The sequence below is a fragment of the Rhodococcus sp. Eu-32 genome (assembly GCF_003336925.1).
GTDB classification, from domain to species: Bacteria; Actinomycetota; Actinomycetes; order Mycobacteriales; family Mycobacteriaceae; genus Rhodococcoides; species Rhodococcoides kyotonensis_B.
Genome location: NZ_QGNK01000001.1, coordinates 93200 through 106579 on the forward strand (window position 1 = coordinate 93200; position 13380 = coordinate 106579).

15 protein-coding genes are annotated in these 13380 nt (G+C 64.7%); 10 read left to right on the plus strand and 5 right to left on the minus strand.

Annotation, left to right across the window (positions count from 1 at the left end):
* Positions 1-45: 45 nt before the first annotated feature.
* From DK926_RS00490 to DK926_RS00510, 5 genes are read left to right on the plus strand one after another with little or no spacing between them, the layout of a single operon-like run.
* Positions 46-987 (plus strand): NADP-dependent oxidoreductase, encoded by a 942-nt coding sequence (locus tag DK926_RS00490; protein ID WP_114327895.1) that lies wholly within the window; start codon positions 46-48, stop codon positions 985-987.
* Positions 984-1415, plus strand: coding sequence for a nuclear transport factor 2 family protein (locus DK926_RS00495; RefSeq protein WP_114327896.1), 432 nt, complete (start codon positions 984-986; stop codon positions 1413-1415). The genes DK926_RS00490 and DK926_RS00495 overlap by 4 nt, the downstream gene beginning before the upstream one ends.
* Complete coding sequence (locus tag DK926_RS00500; protein WP_114327897.1) at positions 1412-1867, plus strand: nuclear transport factor 2 family protein; 456 nt, start codon at positions 1412-1414, stop codon at positions 1865-1867. Before DK926_RS00495 ends, DK926_RS00500 begins: the two co-directional genes overlap by 4 nt.
* 20 nt (positions 1868-1887) lie before the next feature.
* Positions 1888-2241: an SMR family transporter gene (locus tag DK926_RS00505; RefSeq protein WP_114328593.1), complete on the plus strand. Its 354-nt coding sequence runs from the start codon at positions 1888-1890 to the stop codon at positions 2239-2241.
* The gene (locus DK926_RS00510; protein ID WP_114327898.1) at positions 2241-2552 is read left to right on the plus strand and encodes a multidrug efflux SMR transporter; all 312 of its coding nucleotides are present in this window, start codon (positions 2241-2243) and stop codon (positions 2550-2552) included. Before DK926_RS00505 ends, DK926_RS00510 begins: the two co-directional genes overlap by 1 nt.
* 1 nt (position 2553) lies before the next feature.
* Here the strand turns inward: DK926_RS00510 and DK926_RS00515 are convergent, their stop codons facing one another.
* The 5 genes from DK926_RS00515 to DK926_RS00535 form a co-directional block, all read right to left on the minus strand.
* Positions 2554-3882: an LLM class flavin-dependent oxidoreductase gene (locus DK926_RS00515; protein ID WP_114327899.1), complete on the minus strand. Its 1329-nt coding sequence runs from the start codon at positions 3880-3882 to the stop codon at positions 2554-2556.
* Positions 3879-4649 carry an ABC transporter ATP-binding protein gene (locus tag DK926_RS00520; protein ID WP_114327900.1) on the minus strand — a complete coding sequence of 257 codons (771 nt, stop codon included), beginning with the start codon at positions 4647-4649 and terminating at the stop codon, positions 3879-3881. The genes DK926_RS00515 and DK926_RS00520 overlap by 4 nt, the downstream gene beginning before the upstream one ends.
* Positions 4625-5479, minus strand: a complete 855-nt coding sequence (locus tag DK926_RS00525; protein ID WP_114327901.1) for an ABC transporter permease — start codon at positions 5477-5479, stop codon at positions 4625-4627. The genes DK926_RS00520 and DK926_RS00525 overlap by 25 nt, the downstream gene beginning before the upstream one ends.
* Positions 5479-6567: an ABC transporter substrate-binding protein gene (locus DK926_RS00530; RefSeq protein ID WP_114327902.1), complete on the minus strand. Its 1089-nt coding sequence runs from the start codon at positions 6565-6567 to the stop codon at positions 5479-5481. The genes DK926_RS00525 and DK926_RS00530 overlap by 1 nt, the downstream gene beginning before the upstream one ends.
* 63 nt (positions 6568-6630) lie before the next feature.
* Entirely contained in the window at positions 6631-8475 is a 1845-nt protein-coding gene (locus DK926_RS00535; protein WP_114327903.1) for an FAD/NAD(P)-binding protein, read from the minus strand.
* A gap of 301 nt (positions 8476-8776) precedes the next feature.
* Between DK926_RS00535 and DK926_RS00540 the strand changes: the two genes are divergently transcribed.
* From DK926_RS00540 to DK926_RS00560, 5 genes are read left to right on the plus strand one after another with little or no spacing between them, the layout of a single operon-like run.
* The gene (locus DK926_RS00540) at positions 8777-9631 is read left to right on the plus strand and encodes an ABC transporter permease (RefSeq protein ID WP_114327904.1); all 855 of its coding nucleotides are present in this window, start codon (positions 8777-8779) and stop codon (positions 9629-9631) included.
* The gene (locus DK926_RS00545; RefSeq protein ID WP_114327905.1) at positions 9628-10401 is read left to right on the plus strand and encodes an ABC transporter ATP-binding protein; all 774 of its coding nucleotides are present in this window, start codon (positions 9628-9630) and stop codon (positions 10399-10401) included. The genes DK926_RS00540 and DK926_RS00545 overlap by 4 nt, the downstream gene beginning before the upstream one ends.
* On the plus strand, positions 10398-12020 hold the full coding sequence (locus DK926_RS00550) for an FAD-binding protein (RefSeq protein WP_114327906.1): 1623 nt from the start codon (positions 10398-10400) through the stop codon (positions 12018-12020). The genes DK926_RS00545 and DK926_RS00550 overlap by 4 nt, the downstream gene beginning before the upstream one ends.
* Complete coding sequence (locus DK926_RS00555) at positions 12017-12376, plus strand: ferredoxin family protein (RefSeq protein WP_114327907.1); 360 nt, start codon at positions 12017-12019, stop codon at positions 12374-12376. The genes DK926_RS00550 and DK926_RS00555 overlap by 4 nt, the downstream gene beginning before the upstream one ends.
* A complete protein-coding gene (locus tag DK926_RS00560) occupies positions 12373-13377 on the plus strand; it encodes an NrtA/SsuA/CpmA family ABC transporter substrate-binding protein (RefSeq protein WP_207890700.1) in 1005 nt (334 codons plus the stop codon). Before DK926_RS00555 ends, DK926_RS00560 begins: the two co-directional genes overlap by 4 nt.
* The last annotated feature ends 3 nt before the right edge of the window (positions 13378-13380 follow it).

Sequence of the window (13380 nt, forward strand, 5' to 3'; positions counted from 1 at the left end):
CAGGTACAACGGACCAACGATGCAGCACTGAAAGGGGATCGAGACATGACACGTGTAGCGGTAGCAACAGCATTCGGTGGACCCGAGGTAGTGCGCATCGTCGACGAGGCGCTTGTGAAACCGTCGGCGGGGCAGGTGCTCGTCGAGGTCAAGGCCATCGGTGTGAACCCGATCGACTACAAGCTGTACAGCGGTGCGTTCGGCAGCGACGAGTCGACACTTCCGCGTCACCTCGGCAGCGAAGCGAGTGGCGTCGTTCTCGAGGTCGGTAATTCGGCGACCGGGCCCGCAGGCCCGATCTCGGTGGGCGACGAGGTCATCGTGTCGGGAGCGCAGGGCGCGTACGCGGAGAAGCTGCTCGTGCCTGCCGACGCGGTGTTGCCGAAGCCGGAATCGCTGAGCTGGGAGGAAGCGGCCGGCCTGCTTCTCGTGGCGGGCACGGCATACGACACACTCGCGGTGACGAATGTGAGCGAGGGTGACACCGTCCTCGTACACGGCGCAGCAGGCGGCGTCGGTTCCGTCGTGGTGCAGTTGGCGAAGGCGAAGGGCGCGCGGGTCATCGGGACAGCACGTGAAGTCAACCACGACGATCTGCGTGCACTCGGAGCCGAACCCGTCGAATACGGCGACGGTCTGCTCGGACGGGTGAAGAATCTCGCTCCCGACGGCGTCGACGTCGCGATCGACACGGTCGGAACCGACGAGGCCGTGGACGTCTCGCTCGCACTCGTCGTCGACAAGCGGCGCTTCGTGACGATCGCGGCGTTCGAGCGGGCGGGCAAGGACGGCTTCCAGTCGGTCGGCGGAGGAAACCCGGAGAGCGCAGAACGACGCAAGAAGGCGCGACTCGATCTCGTGAAATCCGCTGGAGCAGGGGACTTCGGTGTGACTATCGCGAAGAGGTTCTCGCTCGACGAGACAGCGAAAGCGCACGAGGAGCTGAAGGCCGAGCACCCTCGCGGCAAGTTCGTGCTGATCCCGTGAGCCACGACAGCTGGGCAGTACACGAACTCCTGGCCCGCTACGGGCACGTCGTCGACAACCAGGCGTGGGACGAGCTGCCGTCGGTGTTCACGGCCGACGTCCGACTCGACGCAGAATTTGCCGACGGCGAATTCCGCGTCGTGACCGGCCTCGACCGACTACGAGAATTCCTCGAGGGATTCGACTCCCGTCGGTCGCACCACACGCTGAACACCATCCTTGAGGTCGACGCAGACGGCATCGTGCACGCCTGGAGCCGCTTCCTGGTCGTCGAGTTCGATGCGACTTCGTTGACCGGTGATTACGTAGACGAGATCGTGGACACCGCGGATGGTCCGCGAATCGGCAAGCGCCGAATCAGTACTCGCAACAGGCCGGCGGACGAGCAGGGCAGGGTCGAGTCTTTCGAGACCTGGGGCCGACGATGACGTCGGAAGTCCGCGTCCCCGCCGACGTCGCCGCTGAGATCCTGGACGTGCTCGCGAGGTATGCGCAGGTCATCGACAACCGGGATTGGGACGATGCGCACACGGTGTTCACCGACGACGTGGTGTTCGGCGCTGGGTCGTCGGCATCCACCGGAATATCCGAGATACGACGGATGGTCGAGTCCGTGCGGCCGTACCACCCGCACCACACTTGCAACACGATCCTGACGGCTCTGCGCGACGGTTCGGTGCGGGCGTGGAGCAAGTTCTTCATCGTGCGAACCGACGGCTCGGTCGGCAGCGGCGACTACCAGGACACGCTGAGGCGCACCGACGACGGCTGGCGTATCGCCCACCGCGTCGCGAGCCGGGGGAACCGCCGGGACGACGACCCAGGTGGTCCGTCGACCCGCACTTTCTCGTTCGACGGGTGGCGCTCACCCGACCGGTAGGAATCCATCGAGGCGTGGACGTGTTGCTCGAAAGCGTGAGCAACAAGTACTGGGCGCTACTCGCGTCGGCGATCACCGTGGAAGTGACCGCGTCCCTGTCGATGAAAGCTGCCGTGAACGCGCCGGCCTGGTATGCAGTCGTCGTCGCAGGTTATGGTGCGTCCTTCGTGTTCCTGTCGTTGATTCTGCGGGGCGGCGCACCGATCGGAAAGACCTACGGCATCTGGGCTGCGGCGGGCATCGCGTTGACGGCGATCTTCGGGTTCCTGGTGTTCGGCGAACCCCTGTCCGTGCCGATGGTCGCCGGCATCGTGCTGGTCATCGCGGGCGTGGTTCTCGTCGAGTTCGGCGCGGGACGGGCGGTGCGCGCCTGATGTGGTTTCTGCTGCTCGGCGCGATCGTCACCGAAGTCGTTGCGACGCTGTCACTGCGTGCGTCCGAAGGTGGCCGCAAGAAGATCTGGCTCGTCCCGGTCGTGGTCGGCTATGGTGCCGCGTTCACGTTCCTCGCGCTGGCGCTGTCCGCGGGCATGGCCATCGGCGTCGCCTACGGCGTATGGGCGGCTTCCGGGGTCGCGCTGACGGCCGTCGCAGGCAAGTTCCTGTTCAAAGAGCCGTTGACGGCCGTCATGTCCGCGGGCATCGCCCTGATCATCGGGGGCGTGCTGTTGATCGAGACGGGATAGCTCAGGCCAGCAACGCTGCGTTGCGATTGACCGGCCGCGGCAGACCGTAGTGCTCGCGCAGCGTCGTGCCCGAGTACTCGGTGCGGAACAGCCCTCGTGCCTGCAGAATCGGCACGACCTCGTCGACGAAGATCTCGAGCCCCGACGGCAAGGCGGGCGGCATGATGTTGAATCCGTCGGCAGCTCCGCCCACGAACCATTCCTCGATCGCGTCGGCCACCTGCAGCGGTGTCCCGGTGAACGTACGGTGCCCACGTCCGCCGCCGAGCCGCCCGATCAATTCGCGCACCGTCAGGGATTCGCGACGCGCGAGTTCGACGATCAGCGTGTAGCGACTCTTGGCTTCCTCGATGTCTTCCTCGGCGAGCAGGTCGGCGGGGAGTTGTTCGTCGAGCGACAGGACCGACGGATCGACCTTCAGCGTCTTGGCAAGTTGTGCGAGCGCGTATTCGGGCACGATGAGGCGGTCGAGTTCGGCCTCCAGTTCTCGGGCTTCCGCGTCGGTCGACCCGATGACGGGAACGATGCCGGGCAGAATCTTGATGTGGTCGGGACCTCGGCCCTCGGCGATCGTGCGAGCTTTCAGATCGGAGTAGAACGCGCGGGCATCCTCGATGGTCTGCTGCGCGGTGAACACGGCTTCGGCGTACTTCGACGCGAGCACCTTGCCGTCCTCCGACGAACCGGCCTGAACGAGAAGCGGATAGCCCTGGATCGGCCGTGGCACATTCAGTGGGCCGCGGACGCTGAAGTAGTGGCCCTTGTGCTCGACGGTGCGGACTCGTTCGTTCGAGCCCCAGATCCCCGCTTCCTTGTCGGCCAGAATTGCGTCGTCGTCCCAGCTGTCCCACAGCTTCTGCGCGACGTCGACGAATTCGGCGGCACGTGCATAGCGGTCACCGTGCGCGGGCAGCGTGTCGAGATTGAAGTTCTGTGCGGCATCGAGACCCGCAGTGGTGACGATGTTCCATCCGGCGCGTCCACCGGAGATGTGATCGAGGGACGCAAACGCCCGCGCGAGGTTGAACGGCTCGTTGTAGCTGGTCGTTGCCGTCGCGACGAGGCCGATTCTGTCGGTCACGGTCGACACCGCCGTCAGGATCTGCAGCGGTTCGAGGTACCCCGACGGCCGCCGACCGACATCGGCGACGAGTTGCGGGCTGTCGGCGAAGAAGATGGAATCGAACTTCCCGCGTTCGGCGATCTGAGCCAGCCGTTGGTAATGCTTGATGTTCGTTCCAGATCGCGGATCGGATTGCGGTAGACGCCAAGAAGATTCGTGGTGTCCGGTCGTCATCAAGAAGGCATTGAAGTGGAGCGTTCTGGTCATGCGGTCACTTCCTCGAAGACGCCGAGCGCGTGAAGGAGCTCGTCGCGGTGCGTCGTGAATTTCGGATCACTGTGTCTACGTGGGGAATCGAGCTCGACGCGCCGGTCGGAGGCGATGCGGCCGTCGTCGAGAACCAACACACGATCGGCAAGCAGCAGAGCCTCGTCGACGTCGTGCGTGATGAACAAAACCGCGGGCGTGTGCTTGGCGCACAACTCCCGCAGTAACGCGTGCATGCGGATGCGTGTCAACGCGTCGAGTGCACCGAACGGCTCGTCTGCGAGAAGTAGTTCTGGTTCGCGGACGAGAGAACGTGCCAGCGCTACGCGCTGCTGCTCACCTCCAGACAGTTCCTTCGGCCACGCTTTCTCGCGCCCCGCGAGACCGACCTCGGCGAGTGCTGCCCGGCCGCGGTCCAGAGCGTCGCGGCCGGGCAGACCCAGAACGACGTTGTCCAGGACACGCGCCCACGGCAAGAGTCGTGAATCCTGGAACACCACCGCCCGGTTCCTGGGGACCGTCAGCTCACCGGAGCCGAGCACGTTGTCGTCCAACTCGGCCAACGCTCGCAGGAGAGTGCTCTTGCCGGAACCACTGCGGCCCAACAGGGCGACGAACTCGCCGCGCGCAATGTCGAGATCGATCGAATTCAGGACGACGCGGTCGCCGAACCCTCTGGACAGTCCGCTTGCGCGAACTACCCGCCCAGTGTTTACCCGCCCAGCTCCTACCCGCCCAGCTCCTACCCGCCCAGTGTCTGGCGCCATGACAGGGCCCTCCTTTCCACACGACGGACAAGGACGTCGCCGACGAGACCGAACAGCGCGTAGACGACGAGGCCGACGACGATGATGTCGATCTGCCCGTACGTACGTGCCTGCGTCATCAGGTAACCGATGCCGCTGGTCGCGTTGACCTGCTCGACGACGACGAGCGCCAACCACGAAATCGTCACGGCCATACGAAGACCCGTGAAGAAGCCCGGCAGGGCACCCGGCAGCGCGATGAGCCGAACGAACTGCCACCGTGACAGCCCGACGGTCTCGGCGAGTTCGACGTATCGATTGTCGACGCTGCGCAGTTGGGCATGCGTGTTGATGTAGACCGGGATCAGTACCGACGTCGTGATGACGATGACCTTCATCGACTCGCCGATGCCGAACCAGACGATGAACAAGGGAATGAGTGCGAGCGTCGGAATGGCGCGCTTGATCTGGACGGGGCCGTCGACGAGGGATTCCCCGATGCGGGAAAGACCGGAGACCAACGCGAGTACGACGCCGATGGCGACACCGAGCACGAGCGAGATGGCCGCGCGCTGGAGCGATGTCAGGAGATTGCTCTGCAGTCGCCCGTCGTCGACGAGGTCGATGGCTGTCTCGATGATGGTCCACGGCGCCGGGAGCGTCTGTTCGTCGAGGAGTCCGGCCGCCGACAGCGCGACCCATGCAACGAGCAGCAGTGCCGGGCCGATCGCAAGGCCGTACGGAATCGCCTTGCCAGGTCCGAGCCTGCGGCGTGTGGTCTTTCGGGACTTCAACAGTTCGGCGGACGACGCATTCGTCTTCGCTGGTTTGGTCTGGAACGAGATGGCCATCAGCTGTCGCTCCTGGTGAACGCGCCACCGACTTCCTCGACGGTCCTGCTCGCGACGTCGGCGAACCGAAGATCGAAGCCATCGGATGCCTCGACCGACTTCGGCAGCTCGCCCGCGTCGTCGATCACGTCGATCGTGTCCTGCTGTCGCTGGACCAGTGCGTCGTCGAGCTTCGGGAACACGTAGGGTCCGAGCGACTCCACGATGCGCCGGCCGTCCTCCGGCGTCAGACCCTGGTTCTCGACGTAGTAGCTCTGCAGCCACTGTTCGGGATTGTCGTTGGCCCACTGCACTGCTCGGATGAAGCTTGCTGTATAGGCTTGCAGCGCAGCAGCTTTCGCTGGGTCTTGAATGGCTTCACGTCGTGCGTAGAGGTACGACAAGCCGGTGGACGTACCTCCGGATTCGGACGTGTCGATCAGCGACGTGCCCGGATTGTTCAAAAAGCGCGTCAGATTCGGTTCGTTCAACGGTGCGACGTCGACCTGACCGGTGCGTATCGCGTCGGGGAACTCGGCGAGTTGCAGACGCACCAGTTCGACATCGTCGGTGCTCAATCCTGCTTTCGTCAATGCGCGCAGGACGATTGCCTGCTGTGCCGTCCCTTCGGCGTAGGCGATCTTCTTGCCCTTCAGATCCGCGAGGGTCGTGATGCCGCGATCTGCGGCGACAGCGAGTCTGGTGTTGTCCGGATCCGATTGTGTACCGAGAATGATCGGCACGTCCTGGCCTGCGATGAGGGCCTGAATCGGCGGGGTGTCACCGACGCGTGCGACGTCGGCCGCGCCTGCACGGAATGCTTCGAGAATCGCCGGGCCACCGACGAAATTCGCGAACTCGTAGTCGAACGGAAGCTTGTCCAGCTCGCCGGATGCACGCAGCACGGACTGCTGGAACTCCGACTGATCCGCGATGACCAACTTCGTGCCCGCAGGGATTTCGGTGGGGAGCGGGGCATCGGACGCGAGCGCGTTCTCCGGGGTGTCGTCGTTGGCGCAGCCGGTCAGCGCAGCAACGCCGAGGGCCAGAGCCGTGAGTGCGGTGACTGCATTGCGAGTCGGTCTTCGGCTTGCCAGGAATGTACGCATCTTCCCAGCAAACCCCGGGCCGGGCGGGGTCGACAACAGTTCGATTCGCCGTGATTCGAAGTCCTACGGAAGCAACTCGAGTGCCAATGCGTCGTTGTGACGGAAGAAGCCCGCGTTCGTCCGTGGCCGGGGAAAGGCCGACGACCAGTTGTGTCCTGCCACCCATGGTCCGACGGCGTAGCGGCGCTCGTGAACCGAGCCGTCGGACTTGATGATTCGAGATCTGCCGTCGACCGAGATCTTCGCGGCGCTGCGCTCGTTCGCTCGGATCTCCACCATCTCGCCGCGGGCATGCAGGGTACGCAGCAGCACATCGCCACTGGACTGGATCGACGCGACCGGAAGGCGGGCGTCGACAAGTGTTCTCGCCGTGACGGTTTCGGGATGAGCTGCGCTCTGCGCGACGAACAGCCCGTCCGTGGTGTCGGCACTGAACGTCGTGTCGGGGCCGAGGAACCTGACGATGCCGCATGACGCCAGGGCGCGCAGTTGCTCGAGCCGTTGCGGAGGTGGACCGCTGGCGACGAAACTGAAGAAGGAGTGCAGCCAGCCTTCGATGTCCATGGCGACCGACGCGGCCGGAATGCGCCCGCGGCGCAACAGTTCTCCGGTGGTCATGTAGACCGACAGCAAAGCGCTGAACACTGCGGCGTCGCTGCTGTAGTGATAATCGGCACGGCGTGCGAGATCGTCGTCGATGTATCCGATGATGCGCGCCGTGACGTCGTCGACACCGCTGTAGGACTCACCCGTCAACGGTCGGTCGATCAGGTCGAGATCGATCCGGTCGTCGTCCTTGGGCACGAACGCCTCCACGAGTCGGCGTGCCTCGGCCGATCCCCACTCGAGGGCAGCGAACCGCGCGTCGAAATCCGCCCACTCACCGGTGGTGCGTTCGGGATGGGAGGCGAACAACTCGTGAAAATGTGCTCCCGCAAGCTCTTTCGCGGCCAGTGGCCAGACGTCGCGTCGGAAATCGAGCCACCCGTCGCCGGGAAATGCGTCGGCGGTGAAGTACTTCGGCAGCGGAGGTCGGGCGGCGGCGATGTCGTATCCGATCTTCGAGTGATACGGGACGCCGCGTCGCGAGCCCGCGTAGACGATCGGTTCGCGTCCGGAAGGCTCGTAGATCAGGTCGCCGTCGATGCCACGAGAGAACACACCGCCGCGGCTCTCGGCGAGCAGAACCATCCAGTCGATGAACGCGAGTCCGAGACCGGCGACGAGGATCGGCTCGTCCGACGGCACGACGTCGGGATCGAGGTCCGCGGTGTACCCGGGACCCACGTACGTCAGGTCGTGCGAATCGGCGAACTTCTGCAGGTAGGTCTCGGCCGACGACGGAAGGGCGTCCGGATGGCCCTGGGCGAGCAGGACCGTGTCCACCTCGAGTGTCGAACCGTCGTCGAGAGTCAGTGTCTGCGAGCCGTCCGGTGAGTCCGCGATGTCGACGACGGTGCTGCGGTGGACTTCGACCGTGGCCGGTGCATCGGTGACGGCCTGCGCGAACACCCACTCCAGATATCGGCTCTGCAGTGTCCGCGACGCGAAGGACTGGGCCGTGAACGTCTCGAGCTCCGGCGCGACTTCGGGATCCGACTTCAGTGTCCCGATGTTCGACAGGACCCACTCGGCCAACGTCGGGCCGGGCTTGATCGGGCCGTCGACGGTCGTTGTCTCGTCGGTGAACATCGTGACGTCTGCGGCGACCGAGTTCATCCAGAGTAACGGGGGCTGGCTGCCGCGCCAGATTCGGCCCGCGCCTGCGGGGAAGGGATCGACGATATGAATCGACGTGGTGTCGGCCGCGTCGATGTCCGCGAGATGGGCGAGCAGACGCTCGAGTACACCGGTACCGCGAGGGCCTGCGCCGACTATCGCGATGCGATGGCCTGCTGTGATGCTCATCGTGTGCTTCCTCTCGAGGTGCCTGCCGCCCGTCCCTGCTCTTCGTCCCTGCCGTTCGTCGACGCCCGAGAGTCGTCACGAACCATAAACCGGCATTTCCCATCGACCAAGTCTGGAACGGACTCCAGACGGCGTCGGGTGCAGCGGCTGGTCGACACCAACGGTCAACACAGAATCACGGTGATTCTATTTCTGTTCGACGAGCCCGAATATTCGTACGCTGCCAGCAACCACCATGTCGCATCCGTGAACAGCCCAGGTCGCGGTGCGTCTTTCGCGCGCACACGAGGATTCGAACCAGATGACCCTTCAGCTGGACAGGGCGGAGAACGTCCGTCCGACCGCCGAACCACCCGACTCGTCGGCGCCGCCGACTGCACCGCGTAGACACACCGCTCGGCGGTGGGTGAAATTGCTCCGGCAGTCGTCGGGTCTGGTGTTGATACTCGTTCTGTGGCAGCTCGGCGCACGTGGATGGCTCGGCGCGACGACACCTGCGCCGTCCGAGGTTCTCGAAGCCGGGTGGGATCTGATCCGAACCGGTGAGCTGTGGCAGCACCTTCTCGCATCGACGCGACGCGTCGTGATCGGGCTGTCCATCGGCATCGCGATCGGTCTCGTACTGGGCGCGGCGGCCGGCCTGCTGCGTGTCGCCGAAGACCTGGTCAACGCGCCGATTCAGGTGCTGCGCATGATGCCTGCGCTGGCGCTCGTGCCGGTGTTCATCATCTGGTTCGGTATCGGCGACTCGTTCAAGATCGCGCTGATCATCGTCGCGCCGATTTTCCCCATCTACCTCAACGTCTTGGCCGGCATCCGGGGTGTCGACCGAAAGCTCGTCGAGGCGGCACAGTCGCTGGGGCTCGGACGAGTGGAACTCGTGCGACGCATCGTGTTGCCTGCAGCGCTCCCGCAGATTTTCGTCGGACTGCGACAGGCGCTCGGAATCGGTTGGCTCGCACTGGTCGTCGCCGAGATGCAGACGACCCCGGTGGGCCTCGGATTCCTGATGAACGACGCCAAGGAGTTTCTGCGTACCGATCAAATCTTCCTGGTGCTGGTCATCTACGCGATTCTCGGACTGCTGACCGACGTGTTCGTGCGCGTGCTCGAACATCGATTCCTCTCCTGGCGAACCGGATTCGAGGGCCAATGAGTACGTCCGTGAGTACATCTGTGACCCGAACGCACCGTGGCGTTCATGTGGAGGATGCAGGCCGGGCGTTCGACGGCAAAGTGGTTCTCGACGGCGTTGACCTCGACATCGCCCCCGGCGAATTCGTTGCCCTTCTCGGGGCGAGCGGGTCCGGCAAGAGCACGCTGCTGCGTGCCATCGGCGGTCTCGACGCAGGCTTCACCGGGACGTTGGACGTCGCACCGTCGCGGGCGATCGTGTTCCAGGAACACCGGTTGATGCCGTGGCTGAACGTTTGGCGGAACGTCGTTCTGGGCGTGAAGGGGAGTGACCTTCGCGCCCGCGCGTGCTCGGCTCTGGCCGAGGTCGGTCTCGAATCGAAGGCCGACGTGTGGCCGTCGACTCTGTCGGGAGGGGAGTCGCAGCGTGTCGCGCTCGCTCGTGCGCTGGTGCGGACTCCGGACGTGCTGCTCCTCGACGAACCGTTCGGTGCGCTCGACGCGTTGACGAGGCTCAAGGCGCAGGCACTCGTCGCCGATCTGTGGCAGCGCCACCGGCCCGCCGTGCTGCTCGTCACGCACGACGTCGAGGAGGCGTTACTCCTGGCCGACCGCGCATTGCTGTTGCGCGACGGCCGAATCGCAGAGGAGATCGTCGTCGACGCGCCGCGCCCGAGATCCGTCCTCACACCTGAACACGCTGCGTTGCGCAAGAGGCTGCTGACTGGTCTCGGTGTCGACGCCGACGCGCCGACTGCGACCGATTCACCGACCCAGGGGAGCTTGCTGTGACCGATGTACTTCACAAGTCCGATGTACTCGACCTGACCGCAGATGTGCTCGTGATCGGAGGCGGCCCGGCGGGAACGTGGGCGGCACTGCGTGCGGCGCAAGCCGGTGCCGACGTGGTGCTCGTCGACAAGGGCTACTGCGGAACCTCCGGCGCAACGGCGCCGTCGGGTACCGGCGTCTGGTACGTGGATCCCACTCGAAGCCAGCGGGAAAAAGCGAAGGCAAGCCGCGAGACGCTGGGTGGGCATCTGGCCGACCATCGATGGATGGACCGCGTTCTCGATCAGACGTACGAGAACATGAATTTGCTTGCCACCGAGGGCCGCTACCCGTTCCCGGTCGACGACACGACCGGACGGCAAATTCGGACAGGTCTACAAGGACCCGAATACATGCGTCGAATGCGGGCGTGGATCTCTCGACGCGGCGTCCGCATTCTCGACCACTCACCGGCGCTGGAACTGCTCGTCGATAGCGGCGGCCAGGTCAGGGGTGTCGCGGGCTGGCAGCGTCAGGAGAATCGTGACTACCGCGTGTCCGCAGGTGCCGTCGTCGTCGCGAGTGGTGGTTGTGCCTTCCTGTCGAAGGCGCTCGGCACCAACGTCGATACCGGTGACGGCGCTCTGATGGCGGCCGAGGTCGGTGCAGAATTCTCGGGCATGGAGTTCTCGAACGCGTACGCGATCGTGCCGGAGAACTCGACGATCACGAAGACGGCGTACTACGGCTACGCGACCTTCTTCCGCGGGGACGGATCCGTCATCGAGGGCGCCGGGTCGACGAAGGGACGCTCGGTCATCGCGCGAACCCTGTTGCAGGAGAAAGTCTTCGCGCAACTGGATCGCGCCGACGAGCAAGTGCAACGGCAGATGCGTCTGGGGCAGCCTAACTTCTTCCTGCAGTTCGATCGTCGCGGAATCAACCCGTTCACGGACCGTTTTCCGATCACCCTGCTCGCCGAGGGGACCGTGCGAGGCACCGGCGGCATCGAAGTCGCCGACGACACCTGTGCGACGAGTGTGCCCGGGCTCTTCGCCGCCGGCGACGCAGCGACGCGCGAGCGCATCTGTGGTGGCTTCACCGGTGGGGGCAGCCATAATTCGGCGTGGGCGATGTCGTCGGGAACCTGGGCAGGCACGGGTGCCGCACAGTTCGCGCGCAGCGCAGGTGTCGCGCCGGTGACGGCACTGCGCGGGGCCGGGGGTGCGGGCCTGCGTCCGACGCGGGGACACGCGCTAGGCCACTCCGAGGTGCTGAGGATTGCACAGTCGGAACTGGTGCCTTACGAGAAGAATTTCCTGCGCGAGGGAGAGCGTGTGCGTGAGGCGTTGAGCAATCTCGAAAGCCTCTGGTACGACGGTGTTTCCGGATTGCGCGGCGACGATGGTGAATCACGCCTGCGGTCGCGGCAGTCGGCGGCGATCACCGCGGTCGGGCGATGGATGTATCACTCGACGCTGGCGCGGACCGAGTCGCGCGGGATGAGCAAGCGTGAGGATTACCCGAACCTCGACGATTCGCAGCACCATCACATCCTGACCGGTGGACTCGATCACGTGTGGACTCGACCCGGTGCCTTGAAATCAGCTGATCACGAGACGGTTCGGGAAGCATCGTGATCGAACTGGTCATCGCCGACGCCTGCATCGGCTGCGACAAGTGCGTCGACGTGTGCCCGACCAACGTGTTCGACCGGACGGAGTCCGGTGTGCCGGAGATCGCGCGGCAATCCGATTGCCAGACGTGCTTCATGTGCGAGGCGTACTGCCCGGTCGACGCGTTGTATGTCGACCCGCAGTCGATTCCGTCGGCCGACGATCACGACGTGTCGAGCGACCACATCGGTCGGTACCGAGAGAAGCTCGGATGGGGTAAAGGGCGCGCCGCAGGGACGCTGACGGCAGTGGGACCTCCACTACCGCACGGTGATCCACCACCACGATTGGCCACGAACAGAAAGACTCTCCAGAAGTGAAAACCACCTTCGGTGCGGCCCTGGTCGCCGCATCAGCCGCCCTTGCGCTCGTCGTGTCCGGCTGCAGCTCCGACGAGGCCGGGTCCGCGTCGCGCGCCGAGATCAAGACGCTGCGCATCGGCACGATCGGTTCGGGTAACACGCTGTCCGGCCCGCTCGGCTTCGCGCAGTCGCAGAACAAGCTGGTGCCCGCGCTTGCCGACCTCGGTGTCGAGAACGTCGAGATCTTCAGCTTTCCCAACGGCCCGGACCTCAACCAGGCGCTCGTCGCCGGTGAACTCGACGTCGCCAACTACGGAGACACACCTGCGCTGGTCGCGAAGGGCAGTGGACTCGACACGCGTCTTCTCGCGGTGACGGCTTTCGACAACAACGCGGGCGTCGTCGCGAAGGATCCGGCGATCACGTCGTTGCGTGACCTGAGCGGCAAGAAGATCGGCGTCCCATCGGGCTCGTACATCGATCGGTATCTGCAGGGCGCACTGCAGGAGGAGGGCATCACCGCCGAATTGATCCACCTCTACCCGGCCGATCAAGAAGCACCGCTGAACTCGGGCGAGATCGACGCGGCGGCGCTTCCCGACGTGAATCCGTCGGCGTCGCTGCATGCGTTTCTCGCCAAGGGTTTCCATCAGGTCGACTCGGTGTACGACAACCACCGTGACCTCGCAGGCACGAGCGCGTCGGTCAGCAGTGAGGAATTTCTGGACACCAACCCCGAGTTCGGTGCCGCGTGGCAGCAGCTTCTGTCGTCGTCGGCGACGTACGCGAAGCAGCACTGGGACGACTACCTGGCGTACGAGATCGGTCAGTCCAACTTCCCGCCCGACGTCGTGCGCGGAGCAGCGAATCCGGATTCCATTGCAGAGGAACCGTTCCCGGCCAAGGCCGTCGAATTGTTGACCGGAACCAAGCAGTTTCTGGTGGACAAAGGCAACATCAGGGAAGACTTCGACCTGAACGAGTGGTTCTACGAACCGGGCAGTGCGGGGGAGGAGTAGGGA

Coding starts and splice junctions, on each gene's coding strand:
- DK926_RS00540 (WP_114327904.1), top strand. CDS start 8,777: ATGACCCTTCAGCTGGACAGGGCGGAGAACGTCCGTCCGACCGCCGAA.
- DK926_RS00515 (WP_114327899.1), bottom strand. CDS start 3,882: ATGACCAGAACGCTCCACTTCAATGCCTTCTTGATGACGACCGGACAC.
- DK926_RS00510 (WP_114327898.1), top strand. CDS start 2,241: ATGTGGTTTCTGCTGCTCGGCGCGATCGTCACCGAAGTCGTTGCGACG.
- DK926_RS00520 (WP_114327900.1), bottom strand. CDS start 4,649: ATGGCGCCAGACACTGGGCGGGTAGGAGCTGGGCGGGTAGGAGCTGGG.
- DK926_RS00535 (WP_114327903.1), bottom strand. CDS start 8,475: ATGAGCATCACAGCAGGCCATCGCATCGCGATAGTCGGCGCAGGCCCT.
- DK926_RS00545 (WP_114327905.1), top strand. CDS start 9,628: ATGAGTACGTCCGTGAGTACATCTGTGACCCGAACGCACCGTGGCGTT.
- DK926_RS00525 (WP_114327901.1), bottom strand. CDS start 5,479: ATGGCCATCTCGTTCCAGACCAAACCAGCGAAGACGAATGCGTCGTCC.
- DK926_RS00490 (WP_114327895.1), top strand. CDS start 46: ATGACACGTGTAGCGGTAGCAACAGCATTCGGTGGACCCGAGGTAGTG.
- DK926_RS00500 (WP_114327897.1), top strand. CDS start 1,412: ATGACGTCGGAAGTCCGCGTCCCCGCCGACGTCGCCGCTGAGATCCTG.
- DK926_RS00530 (WP_114327902.1), bottom strand. CDS start 6,567: ATGCGTACATTCCTGGCAAGCCGAAGACCGACTCGCAATGCAGTCACC.